This is a genomic window from Halobacillus litoralis (genome assembly GCF_004101865.1).
In the GTDB taxonomy this organism is placed as follows: domain Bacteria; phylum Bacillota; class Bacilli; order Bacillales; family Halobacillaceae; genus Halobacillus; species Halobacillus litoralis_A.
On the sequence record NZ_CP026118.1, the window covers coordinates 475891 to 495795 of the forward strand.

19 protein-coding genes are annotated in these 19905 nt (G+C 40.6%); 6 read left to right on the forward strand and 13 right to left on the reverse strand.

Features of this window, described 5'->3' with window-relative positions:
* Positions 1–187 precede the first annotated feature (187 nt).
* Entirely contained in the window at positions 188–301 is a 114-nt protein-coding gene (locus tag HLI_RS02450) for a GapA-binding peptide SR1P (protein ID WP_128522914.1), read from the reverse strand.
* Positions 302–608: 307 nt separating this feature from the next.
* On the reverse strand, positions 609–1451 hold the full coding sequence (locus HLI_RS02455) for a polysaccharide deacetylase family protein (protein WP_128522915.1): 843 nt from the start codon (positions 1449–1451) through the stop codon (positions 609–611).
* 145 nt (positions 1452–1596) lie between these two features.
* On the opposite strand from HLI_RS02455, the gene HLI_RS02460 reads away from it, so the two are divergent.
* The 3 genes from HLI_RS02460 to HLI_RS02470 all read left to right on the forward strand — a co-directional run bounded on the left by HLI_RS02460 (position 1597) and on the right by HLI_RS02470 (position 4812).
* A complete protein-coding gene (locus HLI_RS02460; protein WP_128522916.1) occupies positions 1597–2673 on the forward strand; it encodes an FUSC family protein in 1077 nt (358 codons plus the stop codon).
* Positions 2674–2722: 49 nt separating this feature from the next.
* On the forward strand, positions 2723–4258 hold the full coding sequence (locus HLI_RS02465) for a glycine betaine uptake BCCT transporter (protein ID WP_128522917.1): 1536 nt from the start codon (positions 2723–2725) through the stop codon (positions 4256–4258).
* A 176-nt stretch (positions 4259–4434) separates the two neighbouring features.
* On the forward strand, positions 4435–4812 hold the full coding sequence (locus HLI_RS02470; protein ID WP_128522918.1) for a hypothetical protein: 378 nt from the start codon (positions 4435–4437) through the stop codon (positions 4810–4812).
* Positions 4813–5614: 802 nt separating this feature from the next.
* Here HLI_RS02470 and HLI_RS02475 read toward each other — a convergent pair.
* The 5 genes from HLI_RS02475 to HLI_RS02490 form a co-directional block, all read right to left on the reverse strand.
* The gene (locus tag HLI_RS02475; protein ID WP_128522919.1) at positions 5615–7546 is read right to left on the reverse strand and encodes a fructose-1,6-bisphosphatase; all 1932 of its coding nucleotides are present in this window, start codon (positions 7544–7546) and stop codon (positions 5615–5617) included.
* A 288-nt stretch (positions 7547–7834) separates the two neighbouring features.
* Entirely contained in the window at positions 7835–8446 is a 612-nt protein-coding gene (locus HLI_RS02480) for a LysM peptidoglycan-binding domain-containing protein (RefSeq protein WP_128522920.1), read from the reverse strand.
* A gap of 191 nt (positions 8447–8637) precedes the next feature.
* Positions 8638–8790, reverse strand: a complete 153-nt coding sequence (locus tag HLI_RS21380) for a hypothetical protein (protein WP_164908448.1) — start codon at positions 8788–8790, stop codon at positions 8638–8640.
* Positions 8791–9237: 447 nt separating this feature from the next.
* Entirely contained in the window at positions 9238–9981 is a 744-nt protein-coding gene (locus tag HLI_RS02485) for a GNAT family N-acetyltransferase (protein WP_128522921.1), read from the reverse strand.
* A gap of 208 nt (positions 9982–10189) precedes the next feature.
* Positions 10190–10933, reverse strand: a complete 744-nt coding sequence (locus HLI_RS02490) for an alpha/beta fold hydrolase (protein ID WP_128522922.1) — start codon at positions 10931–10933, stop codon at positions 10190–10192.
* Between the two features lie 266 nt (positions 10934–11199).
* Here HLI_RS02490 and HLI_RS02495 point away from each other — a divergent pair, with 266 nt between their 5' ends.
* Positions 11200–12045 (forward strand): protein-glutamine gamma-glutamyltransferase, encoded by an 846-nt coding sequence (locus HLI_RS02495; protein ID WP_128522923.1) that lies wholly within the window; start codon positions 11200–11202, stop codon positions 12043–12045.
* A 117-nt stretch (positions 12046–12162) separates the two neighbouring features.
* Positions 12163–12378 carry a YjcZ family sporulation protein gene (locus HLI_RS21940; protein ID WP_241655919.1) on the forward strand — a complete coding sequence of 72 codons (216 nt, stop codon included), beginning with the start codon at positions 12163–12165 and terminating at the stop codon, positions 12376–12378.
* 396 nt (positions 12379–12774) lie between these two features.
* Here HLI_RS21940 and HLI_RS02505 read toward each other — a convergent pair whose 3' ends face one another.
* The 3 genes from HLI_RS02505 to HLI_RS02510 form a co-directional block, all read right to left on the reverse strand.
* Complete coding sequence (locus HLI_RS02505; RefSeq protein ID WP_128522924.1) at positions 12775–13680, reverse strand: branched-chain amino acid transaminase; 906 nt, start codon at positions 13678–13680, stop codon at positions 12775–12777.
* A 541-nt stretch (positions 13681–14221) separates the two neighbouring features.
* Complete coding sequence (locus HLI_RS21385; RefSeq protein ID WP_164908449.1) at positions 14222–14398, reverse strand: hypothetical protein; 177 nt, start codon at positions 14396–14398, stop codon at positions 14222–14224.
* A 74-nt stretch (positions 14399–14472) separates the two neighbouring features.
* The gene (locus HLI_RS02510; protein WP_128522925.1) at positions 14473–14967 is read right to left on the reverse strand and encodes a hypothetical protein; all 495 of its coding nucleotides are present in this window, start codon (positions 14965–14967) and stop codon (positions 14473–14475) included.
* A gap of 101 nt (positions 14968–15068) precedes the next feature.
* Here HLI_RS02510 and HLI_RS02515 point away from each other — a divergent pair, with 101 nt between their 5' ends.
* Entirely contained in the window at positions 15069–15371 is a 303-nt protein-coding gene (locus HLI_RS02515) for a hypothetical protein (RefSeq protein ID WP_128522926.1), read from the forward strand.
* 800 nt (positions 15372–16171) lie between these two features.
* Here the strand turns inward: HLI_RS02515 and lpdA are convergent.
* From lpdA to HLI_RS02530, 3 genes are read right to left on the reverse strand one after another with little or no spacing between them, the layout of a single operon-like run.
* On the reverse strand, positions 16172–17581 hold the full coding sequence (lpdA, locus tag HLI_RS02520) for a dihydrolipoyl dehydrogenase (protein ID WP_128522927.1): 1410 nt from the start codon (positions 17579–17581) through the stop codon (positions 16172–16174).
* A 3-nt stretch (positions 17582–17584) separates the two neighbouring features.
* Positions 17585–18898, reverse strand: coding sequence for a dihydrolipoamide acetyltransferase family protein (locus HLI_RS02525; protein ID WP_128522928.1), 1314 nt, complete (start codon positions 18896–18898; stop codon positions 17585–17587).
* Positions 18899–18926: 28 nt separating this feature from the next.
* Positions 18927–19904: an alpha-ketoacid dehydrogenase subunit beta gene (locus HLI_RS02530; RefSeq protein ID WP_128522929.1), complete on the reverse strand. Its 978-nt coding sequence runs from the start codon at positions 19902–19904 to the stop codon at positions 18927–18929.
* Between the last annotated feature and the right edge of the window lies 1 nt (position 19905).

Genomic DNA, 19905 nt, shown 5'->3' on the forward strand with positions numbered 1-19905 from the left:
TAAGACAAGCAACGAAGTGGAGTGACCTTTCTCCACGCAGTTGATTGACTTATGACCTCGAGCGTCTGGACGCTGGAGCTGGATGAAGGCAAAAAAGAATCAAGCGCTCATTGCAGCGCTTGATTCTTTTCTTATTTATTCTTCCTTTTCAGAAAGAGAGCCCCTATTCAATAGATTAATGTAATTATTATTTTTTCTCTGGTTTGTTACAGGTCGGACATGTGCTGTAAAGAGTAGAAACCTTTTCATTTTCGTAATGTTCGATCACCTTTTGACAGTCTTGACAGACGATTGTTCCCATCTCATATCCACTCCTTGTTTTGTAATCGCTTTCAATATAATTATATTTTATTATGACACATTAAAAATTGCAACCCTAAAAGTATAACTTTTTTAAAAATGTGTCATACTAATAAATCACCTTCTAATAAATATATGAGCTTACTTGTAAAATTAGTCCAGGAAAAAAGCTCGCCCGTCAACTTCATGAGAACTTAAAGTGATTTTTTCATAAAACTTTTCAAGAAACCGACAATCATTTCAGACCCTTGAATAACCCATAAAAAAAACAGGTCATCAAAAAGACGACCTGCCTGTACAAATATCTTCTACGGGGTTTGAATAAGGGCTGGATCAAGTAATTCAAAACCTTTCCCCCGAATTCCCTCAACTATTTCGTCAACTGCTTCATACGTCCATTCCCTATCATGCATGAGTAAATTTGCGCCATTCCCCAGAAGTGGAGTATTAACCATGATATCTGCCAATGCCTCTGCATTCTGGTATTCTGCCTCCCAATCATAGCCATACGTCCAGTTCATGACAAGCATGTCTTCTTCGGCCGCCAGATTCTTAGAAAACTCAGTGTTTTGACCGAATGGAGCACGGAAGAAATCCGGACGCTCTCCAATGATTTCTTCGATTTCATCATTCAATCCAACAATCTCTTCTTTTTGTTGTTCTTCGGTCAAGTCAGGCAAAGATGCGTGTGTCGCTGTATGATTACCGATTGGAAAACCAAGTTCATGGATTTCTTTTAACGCCGCTTTTTCTTCTTCGGTATCAATAAAGTGACCATTCACGAAAAAGATAGCAGGTGCATCTAATTCTTTCAGCGTTTTCGCCATTTCCACTGCGTATTGATCAGGAGCATCATCAAAGGTCAATAAAGCAACCTTTGGATTCGCATCAGCAATCGGTTGGAATGACCAGTTGCCAGTGATTTCATACTGTGGTTCTTTTTCCACTACCGTTTCTTCACTTTCTTCTGCTGATTCTGAATCAGTATTTTCCTCTGTATCTTCTGCTTCTTCTTCAGCAACTTCTTCCTGCGCCTTCTCCTCTGTTACAGGCTCTTGCTCCTCTTCCTCCTGGCTTTCTTTACTCTCCACTCCTGAGCATGCAGCCAGCAAAAGAGTAAGAACCAAAAATAAACCAATCCACTTTTTCATCGATGTCCCTCCACTGTTATGTATTTCCACTTCCTCCATTATATAAGAAGTTTCTACATTTTTTCTATCGTTTTCGGGAAATTTATTATATAATATACTATCGTGGTCTTCTTGACTTCTAAATATATGGGTGATGGTGATAAAAATGTTTGACACATTAAAAAAATTCAAAATTATGGGTAGCCGCACACTCAAGACGGGTATTTCAGTCTTTTTGACTGCATTGATTTGCGGTTTTTTTAATTTGCCTATCATTTTTGCAGTGATTACCGCCATCGTAACAATCGAGCACACCGCTGCAGATTCTATCAAAAAAGCAGCTGTTAGATTTCCTGCTTCAGCCATCGGAGCATTGCTTGCCACCACTTTTTATGGATTGTTCGGTAAAGGTGCACTTACTTTCGCTTTGGTGGCAATGGCTACGATTGCTGTCTGCCACAAACTGAAACTGGATGATGGGATTTTAGTGGCTACAATCACCGCCACAGCCATGATTCCCGATTTTCAGGATCATCATATTGTTTCGTTTTTCATGAGACTGGGTACTACATCCATTGGAATCATCATCTCGACTTTTGTGAATTTTTTCCTATTGCCACCCAATTATTCCCCCATGATTTACAAAAACATCAATGGTTTGTATAATCATGCTGGTCTGCTCGTTAAACGAATAATTAATGAAGTTACGGCAGAATCTAAAGAGAAAACTCGCGGAATTCACCGTTCCTATCGGCAATTGACTGCCCACTTAGAAAAGACCTTTCAATTATCCCGATATCAGCGAGAAGAATGGAAGTATCATCGCCATTCAAAAGAAGAGATGGTCGCTTTTCAACTTTCTCAACGAAAGCTGGGGGCATTTCAACAAATTGCCTATCACTTGGGGAACATTCAATACGTCCAAACCAAGGCGGCTGATTTCACGGAAAGCGAAAAAGGACTTTTACACTCTCTGTCTGATGAATACGCCAGAGTACTTCACGATCCCACCCATAAAATCAGGGAAGAGCAGTTCCAGATGGTTGACCAGTTGGATGATGTATTCTGGAAATGGAAAGAAGACCATGTCGAGAAAGAAACTGGTTATCGCCATCATTTACCCCCGCAAACCATTTTGATTTATGAAATGCTTTGTTTTCATGACGTTTTGGAGGAATTGCAAAATTTGTCAGAAAAACAGCGGCATATCGTAGAAAAATGTTACGTAACACAAGAAAATTAGAAAAAGGGGAATGTTAACACTACTACTACTATTAGGAGGGATGTTAGTTATGAATCAAGTAACAAAAGTCTTCTACATTTCCGTCGTAGCTGCAGTTTTGTTCATCATTTGGGGAATAATCCCTGAATCGACGCTACCGACGTGGAACTTATCGAACATAACATCGAACATTCAAGGATTCTTAACAGAAAAATTCGGATGGTTTTATTTACTATCAGCAACTGGATTTTTAATCTTTGCTATCTTTTTGGTCTTTTCTAAGTATGGTAAATTAAAACTAGGTAAGCCGGAAGATGAGCCGGAATACCCATACATCACTTGGTTTGCTATGTTGTTCAGTGCAGGTATGGGAATCGGGCTTGTTTTCTGGGGAGCAGCTGAACCACTCTCCCACTTCCACACGCCACCGCTAGTCGATCAAGAATCGATGAGTGAAGAAGCGGCACAATCGGCAATGAAGTACAGTTTCTTCCACTGGGGACTTCACCCATGGGCGATTTACGCTGTACTAGCTTTGGCCCTGGCTTACTTTAAGTTCAGAAAAGATGCGCCAGGCGTCATCAGTGCTGCGCTCACTCCCGTCTTAGGTGAAAAGAGAGTCAAAGGTCCGCTCGGCACACTTATCGATTTCATTGCTGTATTCGCAACAATTTTCGGTGTTGCTACTTCTCTAGGTCTAGGTGCTCTGCAGATTTCCAGTGGACTTGCCTTTACTGTTGATGGTTTAGAGGACACATTCGGTTTGCAGCTGACAATTATCGCAGTTGTTACCGTATTATTTATGGTTTCTGCTATGACAGGGTTGAATAAAGGGATTAAGTATCTCAGTAATACGAACATTGTTCTAGCCCTTTTATTGATGCTGTTCATGCTTTTCGCAGGACCGACCAATTTCATTATGGATTACTTCACGACAACGTTCGGTTCTTATGTACGTGATTTACCTTACATGAGTTTCCGTCTGACGCCATTTGCTGAAGATAGTTCATGGGTACAAGGCTGGACGATTTTCTATTGGGCTTGGTGGATCTCCTGGGCCCCGTTCGTCGGAACATTCATCGCCCGTGTTTCCAGAGGGCGTACCATCCGTGAATTCATTCTAGGGGTATTGCTCGTACCGACCGTATTCGGAGCTCTATGGTTTTCCGTCTTCGGTGGAACAGCCATTTCTCTTGAGTTCTTTGATGGTGTGGACATTTATTCTGATGTGAGTGAACTAGGTACAGAAGTTGCCTTGTTCTCTATGATGGAACATGTACCGCTTGGAATGTTCATGAGCATCATCGGTCTTCTGTTGATCAGTACATTCTTTATCACTTCAGCGGACTCTGCAACCTTCGTACTAGGAATGCAAACGACGAATGGCAGCTTGAATCCGAAGAACCAGGTTAAGTTCACTTGGGGAATCATTCAAGCAGGTGCCGCCGCCGTGCTTCTATGGCAGGGGGGACTGCAGGCATTACAGACGGCTGCCATCATTGCAGCATTCCCATTCACGTTCATCATGATCTTGATTTGCTTCTCCCTACTCAAGGCTTTCCAGGAAGAAGCTAAGAAAGTTGATTTGAAGAAGAAAACCAAATAAAGTTGCAGGAAGACATGGAGGAATTCATTCCTCCATGTCTTTTTTTCAATTTTTAACAGCAGATGTCAAAATGAGACATCAGGCTTTCATTCTGATGACATTTCAATAACAGCGGCGCTTCAGGCTGATCCTTTTGTTACACTGAACGTGGATCAACAGACAAGGAGTGGTGAAGAATGCTGAACAGAATACTTTTAGCTTTTGTGACCATATTGTTATTGGCGGGATGCTTCCCGCAATCAGAAGATGTACAAGTGTTCACTGCCACACCACTCGATTATGAATTATACTTATATACAGAACCTGATAAAGAAGAAGAAGCTCAAAACTACTTAAGTGCTTTATTAGATTGGAAAATGAAGCAGAACGACGGGCAAAAACTTGAGTTCAAACAAACGGAAACAAACGCCGATGACTTGAAGGTATCCAAAGATCAATTGCCTGTTCTTGTCGTAAAAGAAAAAGGAAAAACCTTGACTACGATTTCAGGAGAGAACCCACGTAAAGAAATTTTAATGACGCTTGAGAACTCAATCACTTTCGCTCAAAAATAGGAAAAAGAGCCTTCGCGACGAAGGCTCTTTTTCTATGAGTCAATTTAAGAATCGCTTTTTGAATGAGTACTTTCCCTACTGGGAAATAGTGGGATATATCTATTTAAAAGGCTCTGTTACATTTCATTACGATTAGGAAGATTCTCGAAACTACATCTCAAGGGGAGCATTCATGAAGGACACCCTGTAATTAAGCGTAAGATGTTTGATTCTCACCCAAATATGACAGTATTTTTTCTGAACGAATTTCGAGAAAAACACATAGCAAGGGGCGGCAGGGAAAGCGAAGCATCCCCCATCTGTTCAAGACACTTCGCTTTCAATTCAGGAGTCTCCCCGTTTCCCTCCGCCCCTTTACCATATAAGGTTCTCGAAACGACTTCTGGAATAAGCATCTATGAGCTTAAGGGAAGTAGAGATTGACACTTCCAAGGAAGGTATTCTGATCAAGAGAGCTTGATATAAAGCATTTTACGACTATAACACAAGGATAGAGAAGAGAAGACAATCCCCCTGAGTAAGGGGGTTCGTTTCTCACATACATCGGATGGGTTGGTGGGGAAGCTGCGAGACTCCCGTGGGAGAAGGAGATAGGCGAGATCCCGCAGGGCTTTAGCCCGAGGAAGCTCGCCAGGTCCCCCACAGGAAAGCGAGTTGCTTCCCAACCAACCCTGAAGCTCAATATGGCAACGAACCCTGAGTATCTCGGAATCGAGTCTTCCATAATACTGTTATAACTGAATAACTCTCATATGAAAAATCAACAACAACCTTTAACATAGCCATTTAAAAAAAGAATCGGTTAATTCATATAGCGGTATTCCAATAGCCTATTCAAGATGTACACTTCCTCCAATAGCTTCTCTCCCACATTGGTTTCCATCACTTTCTTCCTCTCCAGTTCTTCGTCTACCAGTCTTTTTACTGATAAAACATCTGTGCCATCCCTGAGGACTTCTTCTTTAGAGTTAAAATGTTTATGCGCCACAAGCTGCATGCCGTACGAATTATATAATAACGTATATCCTGCGATCCCTGTCTTTGATTGATAGGCCTTAGAGAACCCTCCATCAATGACCACCATTTTCCCATTCGCTTTGATTGGATTTTCTCCTTCAATTTCCTTTATCGGTGTATGGCCGTTTATAATATGACCGTGATCAGGGTTGAGATCGAATTCATTAAGGATTTTACGGCAGGTTTCTTCATTTTCGCGTAAATAATAATAAGGGTTCTTTCTTTCTCTGTGCGTTTCCTTATCTTTAATGAAGTATCTTTCAAATGTCGTCATTTCTCTCTTACCAAAGAGTGATGAATATTCTCCTGTCCACAAATACCAGACCATATCTGTGGCAAGGTCGTCGCTTTCTTCTGGGTGAGCAAAAGCATGCCGTAAGTAGTGTTCAAAAATATCAAGCAATTCACGACCCGCATACGTTCTATTTTCAATTTTCATTTTTTCCATATTTCCCTGTTCATCCAATGGAATGCAGCCATGGATTAACAAGTTTCCGTTATATTTCAGATAAAGACTGCCTTTTTTCATTAAAAAGTTCATATGTCTAGAGAGTTTTTCTGAATGACGGATCGAAAACAACAGTTTGTCCAACACCCGCTCCTCTTCCTCTAATAACAGGTCAGGTCGATCTCTATCTATGGTTGTAAAACAAGTGTGTTCCAGGAGATGCTTCTCGTCACCAATCACTATTTCGCTTTGCTCATAATCCACTTTATCAAGTAAAAGCCTTTCAGACATATTGAAGTACGGACGTCTCTTAATAATAGAACTTTCCAGTTTGAATTGAATCATGGCGATAGCCTGGTGAATCTTAGTGATTTGTTCAATTTCATGCGGAGGTGTGTTGTCATCTGCACTTACTTTCGGCCTGAAGGCAGGGTTGTCCTCATAATATTTCTCGGCAAGATTGAGCAGGGGCCTTAAATTTATCCCATAGACGTCTTCAATAATTTCCAAATTGTTATATCGAGCACAGATACGAATAATATTAGCAAGACAAACCTTTGAACCGGAGAAAGCACCGATCCATAAGACATCATGGTTCCCCCACTGGATATCAACGGAATGATAATTAATGAGAGTATCCATGATTTTATCAGGGTCCGGTCCGCGATCATAAATATCCCCTACGACGTGAAGGTGATCCACCACCAGTCTTTGGGTGGTATAGGCAAGACCTGTAATGAGCTTGTCCGCCTGGCCGAGAGAATTGATTTGCTGGACGATTTTCGTATAATAGGATTCCTTATTAATAAAATCGTCAGTTTTATACAGAAGCTCTTCTATAATGTAAACAAACTGTTCTGGTAAAGCTTTACGTAGTTTCGAGCGGGTATACTTAGAGGAGGCATAGGAAACAAGCTTGATCATCCGTTCAATAGTTCGCGTGTACCATTGATTCAAATCGCTTTTATTATCAAATGCATTTTTCATTAATTTTATTTTTTCTTCAGGATAATAAACCATTGTGGCAAACTCATTTATCTCTTTTTCTGATAACTCATCGCTGAAAAGATCTGTAATCTTCTCTTTCACTCTCCCTGAACCATTTCTTAACACATGTTGGAATGCTTGATATTCCCCGTGTAAATCACTTACAAAATGCTCGGTTCCCTTAGGGAGATTAAGAATAGCCTTAAGATTAATAATTTCATTAGCCACTTTTTCTTCACTATCATATTTCTGAGCCAGTAAATCTAAGTATTTTGTGTTCAAGATTATGTATCCCCTTTCAAAATTCCTCGCCATCAAACTTGCCTCGTTCTCCAACACAGCTATTCTTTTGTAAATAAACCTACTCGTTAGTCAGACGCTTGTTCATAGCTCCTTAATACCATGAAATATTACAATTTAAGATTAACATATTTATTCTATGAATCGATTCAATTTTTCAAAATCCAACCATTTGCCATTTAATTCCACACTTTCATTATTAAACGCTCAATACTATAATAAGGAGTTCCCGGCGATCGGGAACTCCTTAAAAAGCTTTGAGAAGATATTTTACTGCATATAATTACTTGTTTCTCCTGTATGAGGGTTTACTAAATACCATCCTTTTGTTGCCGTATGATTATCAACTACATTGTAGACGTGAACCAGATATTTGCCGTCAACTACATTATCGTAGACAACGTTTGTGCTTTCTTCAATATCATAATTGTCCCTGACGATTGTTTCAGCCTCATCTTTACTTATATGAGGTTCTGAAGCACCGGTTTCTCTTACTTTCACTTCATCTCCAGCTTGTAAATCATAAGGGTCGATTCCAGGGTTCAATTCATATAGTTCATCAAGCGTAACATTTGCATGAAGGTTGGCAATACTGTACAAAGTGGAACCTGGTGTTACGGTGTGATAGACCTCTCGTGAACTATCTTGTTCTGCATTTACTTTTAAATGGGAGCCTACTTCTAAATTGAAAGCTTCTACATTCGGGTTCATTTCGTATAATTCATCAACCGTTACTCCTTCATATAGTTGAGAGATGCTCCAAAGCGTGTCTTCCGGTTTAACTTCAACACTGTGATCCGATTGTGCTGAGACACTACCAGTTACTCCAAAGCTGACTCCTAAAGCTATCAGGGGCGCTAAATATTTTGTTGTTTTTTTCATCTTAACTCCTCCTTTATAATAGCTTCTACTATATGTGTCCCCGCCTCATTCGGTAATTTAAACATAATATTATTGTCATTTTGTAATCTATTTGAAAGACTCCGATAAGCTTTTGGATGAATTCATGAAGTATTCATCTGCTCAAAACAACGAGGCAGTGACAAAAGTATTTTTCCACTGGGAAACCCTATTCAATCTAGAGGAACTGTTAATGTTTGTTGTTGCTTCTCACGCATCGCTTGTCGGTGGATGCTTGCCGCGGGCACGGCCTCAGCTAACTTGGTCAAGAAGATCACTTGACCAAGTGGATCTTCGGCTCGCGCTCTTCCCGCAGGCGTCACCACCGAGAACTCCTCGTGGAAGCAACGAGGCCAATCTAAAAAGAGTGATTTTCTTTGATTTATAAATGTCTCATCGAAATAAAAAAGCCGAGGGAACGATAAAATCGTCCTGCCCGGCCTTTCTTTGATGGATAACTCAGAAAGTTGCAGTTCTTCATTAGCCTCAATATACTTCACTTTCAGCGGACACGGCCTCAGCCCCTCAGAAAGCAAAGACCGCTTTCCGGGGTCTTGTTTCGTGCTGTCCCGAAGAACTCTAAGTATGTTGCCTACGCTCCATATAATCCATTCCACCCTATTGTTCGTTTCTTCCAGAGGCAATTAGTGTTTTCTCCCAGTCCCATTTTATTATAAATCATTAAAATATCACTTATATAGAATTCGAATTGCCCTGAAAAGATAATAAGCTGGATCTAATTGACTCGTGTTGCTTTTGCAGTAAACATTACGCTACAACTCATGTTCCATCCAGACATTCGGTTCAATGTAATGGGCTTCATCAACTTCTTTGTCTACTTCCAAAGGAACTAACCCATCCTTTATAACATAGCTTCCGGAAGATAATAATTTCAAGCCTGTCCATTCTTCCCATTGTGATATCGAACCTGGGATTTCCATCGACCTTTCAGCAATTTTAATGATGCGGGCTCCTGTCTTCCAGTGTGTTCTTATCCAATGGTCAAAAGGCTTACCATCTTCTCTCTTCCACCAGATATAATCCTCCATAGGTATAAGAGGATAATCGGATTTCAATGATGGGCGTACAGGGGCGATCATTTGTTGAATATTATGGTCTATCGCCATCTGCTTCATTTTCCTTACCATGACTTCACTTAACCCTGTGCCTCTATGTTCAGGATGGATGACTATCGCTATGGCCGACAAAGTATTAAATGAGATATTATCTAACCGCTCCAACACCCCTTTTTCAAGGGCTGAAGACCACCCAGGAGGTAATTCGCTTGGATGACCGTTCCAGTGAAAGGGAACCGAATTGCCACAAGCGATTGGTTCTTCTGACCCGTTTAAAAGCAAAAATTGAAATCCTGGACATAAAGAAAGTAGTTCATCCCAGTATCGATCCCCTTTTGGATCCTCCCTCATAAAATCAGGCCACCCCAAACTATGCAGACCATTTAATGATCCCTTTAGTTCAGGACGATCCTTTAAGGTCACAAACTTATAATCCATCATCAGTAAATCCATCCTTTATTCAGGTTAGTATTTATTACAGCCAAATTCGACTTATCTAAATATAAAGCAATGATTTAGCAGCTTTTCTGATCATTTCCGCCTTATCCATATGTATACTATGACCTGAATTTTCAGCCAAAAAGTATTCAGTTTGAGTATTGAACTTCGTTTGACGTCGAATCAAGTATTGCCAAATCCTCTCTATTTCTTATGCTTCTGACCTATGTAACCCCTCGGTGATTATCATTTCTTCCACCGATACCTTTGGATCCCTGCCAATAATTATTGTAGACGTTTCAGGAAAGTCTTTTCTTTGATTGGTTTCCCCGCTGGACAAAAGGTCATAGTGCAGTTCTTCACCAACTGATGCGAACATGATCGGGTTACTCATAAACTCTAAAATTTCCGTAGGTTTGCTTTCTGAGACGAATTCTTCCTGTTCACTTATCCAATCTTTCACTTCCTCCAGAAGATCTTCCTTCGAAAGGGTGGCATACCATTTGCATTTCTCAATCCAAGCTTCGGTACTATTTCCATCTTCCCCTTCGATTTCAACATCCTCCAGCATATGAGCATCCATGGATGTTGAATCTACAAATATAAACCCTGCAGCCAAGTTTGGGTAATCCAATGCAAATTGCTGGAGAATAAGGCCACCATAAGAATGGCCAATGATAACAGGAGATGTTATACAAAGTTTGTCAATTAGAGCTTTTAAGTCCTTTGCATTCTCGTTACGGTTTCTCGGTTTTATACCTTTGTCACTCTTTCCACAGCCAGCCCTATTGTAAAGAATGACTCTTGCCTCAGTTGAAAGATCTTCACATAAGGGCTCCCATTCAGGTAAAGGGCTGATCATAACTGGTTGGATGATTATTGTCCTCCCTTTTCCTTTCATCCACACCTCAAGCTTTTTGTCACCGATATCTACCATTGTTTTGATATTAATCACCTCTGTATTTCATTTAATCTCAATTTGCTTCCAAATAGGTAATCGCATCATTAGGCATAATTTATCCAATGAATATCGATTAATAACGGATATGGAAAATTTGCAGTCTGGTTTTAGCATAGACAAAAACGAATAAGAAAAGGTCTGATTCAATAATTGCGCCGCTTACGAGTCGACGAATATGTGTGGGTGCTAACATCATCCAGCACCTATATGAATATGATAGGTGAATAACAGCTATTTTTATTTTGGAAAGGAGCAACCGTATGATCCAGGTATCTGGAAGGCCTTTTCAACCTAGTGAATCATGGAAAGCTGATAAAGTCGAGAATCTTATCATCGATTCTTTACAAAAGGCCCAAAACGTCTACTCTTATTCGTCAGAACAGGAACTTTTATTTGAAATTAAAGCCAGAAAAAACATCATCATAAGTGCGCAAGATATGGATGGTGGTAAAGCAGCCTTTGCCACTTTCAAAAATGCCCAGTGTAATTCTGATTATTGGATTTTGACTAAAGAAGGCGGATTTCTGTTGAAACGTCAAGTGAGACCGGCAGATGCGATTATCGATATTTTCAAAAACAGCGCTCTCTACAGATTTGAATGTGCGACCGCTTGCGTTATCATTTTTTATCACGGTCTATTGCAAACGATGGGCAGCAACTCTTTTAACACCCTTTTTCCAAATCTCTATTTGTACAGTTGGCACACTGATGATGACCTCGGACTGCATTCTGTATTTGCGAATGCTTACATTCCTGGAGATGTCGTCTATTTCAATAACCCTGATGTGGACCCAACCATACCATGGTTTCGAGGGGTCAATGCAGTAACCCTGGGAAATGATCTTTTTTTCGGACATGGATTCAGTATCAGGACAGAGAATAAGATGATTGAGGGGCTGAATAATAAACGAAAAGCGGATAGTCAGCAATCGGCCTATTTGACAAGCTTAATCACTAAACCTTCTTTCAATCAACCCGCAAGGTTCTTCAGCACACAAAGCGGCCGAACTATTCATAAAACGACACCATTCCTCGTACATCACAATAAGACATCTGTATCTTTCAAACATTACCTGGTTGAGCTGAGTTATAAATCTAAGCTTTGAAAACTCCTGATTTGTGTAGTCGTGACAGACACCCATTTTTTGGGTTGACGGGCTCATCTTTGTACCAGGCGAGTACTATATAGTGACGAACACACAAAAACGAAAGGATGTTTTCAGATGGAAAATACAAATTCTCCTTATATGGGTGCTAATGCGAATGCTCCATATTCCATGGGCGCTAACGTGAATGCTCCTTATATGGGTGCAAACGCCCCGCACATGGCTTATGCTCCCGCATATAAATGCCCACCACCCCGCAGAAACAATTTCATTTTGATTGTTGTGTTGTTTATCTTATTGATCATTGTCGGCTGCAGCGTACCAAAATGGTAATCGATTTATTATTTGGTGAATAGCATCTTGGCGAATGAAGATGACAGCAAACCTTGCTGAATAAAGGGATCACGATTCACTCAATAGTAGCAAACAAAACTTATAACAGCTCCCTTTTCCGAAGGGGGCTGTTTTATGGTGAAAAGTTAAAACAACCTTCTATAATATAGACCGGCAAATTCAGGAATGAGGAAATTGCGACTATCCTTTTAGAATTTCCGCTGGTAGTCCTTCTATATAGGTTCAAGGTGTTTTATCCTTTTATTTCTACTTAATCATCATTTATTTATAGAGTCTCCCCCTGTTTTTTAAATCGCCTTCTTGATATATGAAATGGTGCTTCAAAGATAATAGCAAGCAGGCATGAGGGAACTGGATCATAAAAAACACAGCATTCTAATATAATGAAGTGCAATAATCCCGATATGCCGGCATTTCCCCACGGACTATCTGATTGTAAATTTGTTGGATCTTCAAAGTAACCGGTCCTATCTGCCCGTCGCCGATCACCCTTCGATCAATTTCCACGACTGGCTTGATTCCAATAGCTGTGCCTGTAAAGAACACTTCATCTGCCTCATACAATTCTACCCTTGCCAAACTTTGTTCAATGACCGGTATGTCCATCTCTTCGTGTAATATCTGAGCGACTGTCCCCCTCGTAATGCCTGCCAGGATATCATCTGACATAGGAGGTGTAAGTACCTCTCCCCTTCGCACAATGAAAATATTCGCTGTAGCTGCTTCACTGACGTTACCCTCTTTTGTTAAAAATACCGCTTCATCATAGCCATCCATTACAGCTTCATTGTTTGCCAACGCAGAATTCATGTAGCCTGCTGAAGGTTTAGCTTGTGGTGGAATCATATTACTTCCTATTCTAGTCCATGAGGAAATGCATACTTTCAGGAATGGCTTCGGTTCATATTCCGACAGATCCGTGTAGACAGCCAGATGATTAAATGAGCCGTTTAATTTAGGTCGTAATGTGTTTGACCCTTTAAAACAAATAGGGCGTATATAGACATCCTGTGTGACCTGATTCAGCAAAAGCAATTGTTTGGTGATATGGGAAAGTTGCTCTACCGAGAAAGGAATGTTTATGAACAAACTTTTCCCAGAGTCATGAAACCTTTTCAAGTGTTCTTCTAGTCGAAAGATGAACAATTGCTTTTCCCGGTCATTCCAAAAAGCTCGAATCCCTTCTATACAACCTAACCCATAATTCAGCCCTTTATTTTTCACACTGACACTCAAAGAACGCTCATCCACGAATCGATCTATATCGAACATATAGGCCATGGCATTCACACCTTTTTATAAGACTATATGCAGAAATGGTTGTCTATACACTATAAATTTGAAACTCCGCTTAGAATTTGATAATAAACCCGAAACCCTATTCAGAAGAAATGCTGATAGAAATCAAATCTCTCTTATACTAACGCTGCCTTTAAGTTTATCCTGAATTTAAACAACATCCCCTGACATCTGGTGATCGATCGCTTTTCTTTTTTTTTTTAAAATCCTGCAGTTAATACAAATACTCCAGTTAAACATAAACTCGTCCCGAGAAGGACGGCTAAATATAGATATGCAAACCCGTTACTCAAACCTTCAATGAAAAAAATGAATGTGAGAACAAGTGAAGAGATGGTTATTATTGTCCCGTAATATATTCGTTTCTTCCTCATGACGGTAACAAATCCTAAGAGTGTTGAAGAAAAAAACAAAGTGAAGGAAGCTATAATCATGATAATTAAAAACGATAACAATACAGCCACCTCCATAAGCCTATCAATTCAGACTAGATTTTTAACTATTCTGTGACTCATTCCAGGCTTTAAATTCGTTTGGATATCCAGATAAGGAAACCACCGGATGCGATCGCAAGCAATGAAACCAAGAGAAAAAATCCCCCAAGTAATATAGAGGGAATGAAATAACAAATAGCGACAACTACTACAAACCAGCCAATTACAAAAGAAAAGCTGGATAATAAATCAGCAAAGTTCATCAATAAATCCCTCTCCTAAAACTACAGTGCAACATTCAAGTCGTTTAATCGACCCTTCTCCAATTTGTTACTATTTTTCATCCGATAGACTCAACCATCACTGCTGTGACTCTATTTCCTTGAAATCCAAATTCGATATTCATCTCATTTTCTTTATCAAAGTACCCCATCATATGTAAACCACTTTCTTCTCTTTCATAGTAATTCCGGCCATATTCTTCGATTACTTTTTCTTTAGTATCTCCATCTTTGATTTTTCTGGTCGTTTGATGATTACTATTGAAGTAATAGCGAAAAACGTGGCTTTCCATCAGGCCGAACTCAAACCCATCATAACTTAAATATTGGGACTTGGGGGTGGATATTTCTTCAATATTATCGGGTTTTCCGAAAGTGGCAAGGATAGTGTCCTTATCTGAATGTATTGATATAGAATCGATCATTTCACTGGATAGGTCAATACTTTTTGTTTGTTGATAGAACTCCATCTTGTCCTTTGTTGTTGGATCACAGCTAAATAGAACGATACATGAACTTAAGATCACTAATGCAGCTTTTATATGCTTTTTCAAAGGAATCCCCTCCTATCCACAAACATTGCCCTTTATATAATTTCAAAAAATCTGTTATACTAACAAACAAAATTTTACATATGAAAAGGAGATGAAAACTTTTGCCTTTCCAGCCGATCGATCACCTGCAGCCTGCCCTGTTAATTTTAGCTGCCATTCTACTGCTCAATATTGTGTACCTCTTATTTCTAAAAAAGAAAATTTCCATTGGCGCTTTCATTATGATGAATACTGGCTTAGTCGTACTTGCCGGCATCAATCTACTATTTAGCATCGGTACATTAGCCGATGAATTCAACCGCACAGGCGATTCTATATCTACATTACTGCTTATCATCATTTTTATTCTCGGAGCCATATCCGCGTTAATATGTATAAGGCATTTAAACAAGTTGAAACAGTAGTCAATTTTTCAGGAGGTGGATTCTTATTAAAGAGGTCCACCCTCGACAGTCTCAAGATCATTTAGAAACCTGTCTGGACTCCAGGTTCTTTATCAACCTGGCCCCCCAGTATAAAACAATCCAGGGCAATATGAATTTCGTTATCCATTCAACTGCTCCCATTAAAATCCCCATTAGGATACTTACTATATAAAAGGGATTTATGCCAAAGTACGGCAGCGTGAAATAAAGCACAATGATAAATGTCAAGCCGATGAGAGCGTCCTTCCAGGATATTTTCCTCAACCTATTCCGCATTTTTCTTCACCTCTCAAGCACTATGTATTAACTTAAGTTACTGGTTGTGGGATTCAACCCATCTGTAATGGGAGATTGCAGCATCAAAAGTCGAACTGCTAATTTCTTTGCCATACCAATTGCAATCAATGACTTGGTGGCTGGAAGTCCCCTTCACAAACTCCAATTTTTTAAAACCTAATACTGGCATGTCAATTGAAAAAGTGAAGAGAATACAACCTATTATAAAGATCGCATTTCGGGACACTGTCTTTTTTTTCAGAAAAAACCCCTCCTCCATTATGACACCCTATGCATTTTTCCATCATCAAGGAAGCTCCCCCGCAAAAGGAAAAAATTACAATAAAATCATATCATAAAATGTATAAAACCCATATAGTTTACAAGCTGCTCCACTCAATCACCCAAAATGCTGGGAATTATCAACTGTTCTGTCCTATTATTTTCAGAAAGTAAAAAAACGGGAAAAGCGTTTAGCTTTTCCCGTTTATCTGTCATTACTATTATTTAACGATGTGAATCGGTTGTCCGATTGCTACTTCAGCAGCTTCCATCGTAATTTCACCGAGTGTCGGGTGAGCATGAATAGTCAGAGCTAAGTCTTCTGCTGTCATTCCAGCTTCGATAGCTAAGCCAAGCTCAGCAATCATATCACTGGCATTCGGTCCTGCGATTTGAGCACCGATGACAAGATCGTCATCTTCACGCGTGATCAGTTTCAGGAAGCCTTCACTGTCGTTAAGAGACAGCGCACGGCCGTTTGCGCCGAATGGGAATTTAGAAGCTTTCACTTTGTATCCAGCGTCTTTTGCTTCTTGTTCCGTATATCCGACAGAAGCGAGTTCTGGATCAGAGAATACCACTGCAGGAATTCCAAGATAATCAATCTCAGACTTCTCACCGGAAATAGCTTCAGCAGCTATTTTACCTTCATAAGAAGCTTTGTGAGCAAGTGGCGGACCATCGACGATATCACCGATTGCATAGATATTATCAATGCTTGTACGGCACTGTTTATCAATTTCGATGATTCCTTTATCGCTCATTTTGACTCCTACGTCTTCAAGACCGATCTCGTCAGTGTTCGGACGACGACCGACTGTTACTAATACGTAGTCAGCATCGATGGTTTTCTCTTCACCCTTGACTTCGTATTTGACCGTAACACCGTCTTTTGTTTCTTCTACGCCTTGAGCCATTGCTTCGGTTACGACGTCAACGCCTTTTTTCTTCAAGCGTTTTTTGACGAGAGAAGACATTTGCTTCTCAAATCCGCCTAGAATATCTTTTGTTCCCTCAAGGATGGTTACTTCGGTATCGAAGTTTGCATAGGCAGTACCAAGTTCAGTACCGATGTATCCGCCACCGATGACTACCATCTTCTTAGGAATATCCTCTAAATTCAAAGCACCAGTAGAATCAAGAACACGATCAGAATATTTGAAGTTAGGGATTTCGATTGGACGAGAACCTGTAGCAATAATACAGTTATTGAACGTGTACGTTTGAGAGTTCTTTTCGTCCATGATACGGACAGTGTTTTTATCTACAAAGTAAACTTCGCCTTTTACAATATCCACTTTGTTACCTTTAAGAAGGCCTTCAACACCGCCAGTCAGTTTGTTGACAACGCCACTTTTCCATTCTTGTACTTTGGAAAAGTCGACAGTTGTATTTTCAGACTTGATCCCCATATCATCAGAACCTTTGGCATGTTCAAAACGGTGACCGGCTTGAATCAATGCTTTAGATGGTACACAACCAACGTTCAAGCATACACCGCCCAAATTGCCTTTGTCGACGATTGTTACATTTTGACCAGATTGAGCAGCACGGATGGCAGCTACATAACCGCCAGGACCCGCACCGACAACCAACGTATCTAATTCAATTGGAAAATCTCCTACTACCATACTTTACGCCTCCATCATGATTAGTTGTGGATCGTTCAGTAAACGCTTGATGTTATTCATTGCGTGCTGAGCTGTCGCACCATCGATGATACGGTGGTCGAAGCTCAAGGAAATCGCAAGAACTGGAGCAACAACTACTTCGCCATCACGGACGATCGGTTTATCAGCGATACGGCCGATTCCAAGGATTGCAACTTCTGGGTGGTTGATGACTGGTGTAAACCATTGTCCACCGGCAGATCCGATATTTGTAATTGTAGTGGAAGCACCTTTCATTTCTTCAGATGAAAGTTTACCGTCACGAGCTTTCACAGCTAGTTCGTTGATTTCGCTTGAGATAGAGAATACGGACTTGCGGTCTGCATCTTTTACGACTGGAACCATGAGTCCTTTCTCCGTATCTGCTGCGATACCAATATTATAATAGTGTTTCTGAATAATTTCATCCGTATTGTCGTCAATTGACGTATTTAGGACTGGATATTTCTTCAGTGTAGAAACAAGAGACTTCACGACATATGGAAGATACGTCAGCTTGATCTCCTGCTCAGCTGCGACTGACTTGAACTTCTTACGGTGAGCTACAAGCTCAGAGACATCCACCTCATCCATAAGAGTTACGTGAGGAGCTGTATGCTTGGAGTTAACCATAGCTTTGGAAATCGCTTTACGGATTCCGCTCATCTTCTCGCGTGTTTCTGGATAGGCTTCTCCAGCAGCAGGTGCTGCTTGTTGAGTTGAAGTTTCTGCACTTTCTTCTTGCTGTTGATCAGCAGATCCTTCTGATGCTGCTTCTGCTTGTCCGCCGTCCATGAAGCTTTCCACGTCTTCTTTAAGAACACGGCCGTTTTTGCCGGATCCTTGAACTTTGCGGATGTCTACTTCATTATCACGAGCAAATTTGCGTACAGAAGGCATCGCTACGACACGCTTGTCTTCATCAACATCGCTATCGTCGGAAGATGCAGCTGGTTGATCAGATCCACTATCTTCTTTTTCTTCTTTGCTTTCTTCTTTTGGTGCCTCTTTTTCTTCTTCTTTCGGCTCCTCTTCTTCTTCAGAAGAACCAGTATCTTCAGAACCATCATCAATTGTAATGATGACTGTTCCTACAGTAGTTGTTTCGCCTTCGTCTACATGGATTTCTTTGACAGTTCCATCTACTTGAGAAGGGATCTCAACGACAGCTTTATCATTTTGCACTTCACAAAGGACATCATCTTCTTTGATTTCATCGCCAGGTTTTACGAACCATTTTGCGATTTCACCTTCGTGGATACCTTCACCGATATCAGGCAGCTTAAATTCAAATGCCACGGTTATTACCTCCTATGATTAGGGATGATTAAAAGTTCATAACGTCGTTGACTTTTTCAACGATCGTATTGTGATTCGGCAACCAAACCTCTTCAGCTTGAGTGAATGCATAGACTGTATCTGGTGCTGTTACACGCAATACAGGTGCTTCAAGATGAAGGATGGCTTTTTCTTGAATTTCGGAAACAACATTCGCAGCGATTCCTGCTTGTTTTTGCGCTTCTTGAACTACAACAGCGCGGTTTGTCTTCTTGACAGATTCAAGGATTGTTTCATAGTCGACAGGGCTTACAGTACGAAGATCGATGACTTCAGCACTTACGCCGTCTTTTTCAAGTTCTTCCGCAGCTTTAAGGCAAGAATGCACCATAGCACCGTACGCAACCAATGTAACATCATTACCTTCACGCTTAACGGCAGCTTTGTCCAGTTCTACTGTATATTCCTCTTCAGGCACTTCGTCACGGAATGAACGGTAAAGTTTCATGTGCTCAAGGAAAATAACTGGATCGTTATTACGTATGGAAGAGATCAAAAGACCTTTAGCATCGTATGGGTTTGATGGAATGACCACGCGCAGACCTGGCTGCTGTGCCAATAGCCCCTCAAGGCTGTCTGCGTGGAGTTCAGGTGTGTGGACACCGCCGCCGAAAGGAGAACGAATCGTAATCGGCATTTGACGGGTACCACCAGAACGATAGCGATAACGTGCCATTTGTCCACTGATCGCGTCCATTGTTTCATATACGAAACCAAAGAACTGGATTTCAGGTACAGGACGGAAATCTGTAAGGGCTAGCCCGATGGACATCCCGCCGATTCCTGATTCAGCTAGTGGTGTATCGAAAACGCGCTCTTCACCGAATTCATCTTGAAGACCTTCAGTAGCACGGAAGACTCCGCCGTTTTGACCAACGTCTTCACCGAAAACCAGCACGTTTTCATCATTTTTAAGTTCTGTGCGCATCGCGTCTGTGATGGCTTGGATCATTGTCATTTGTGCCATG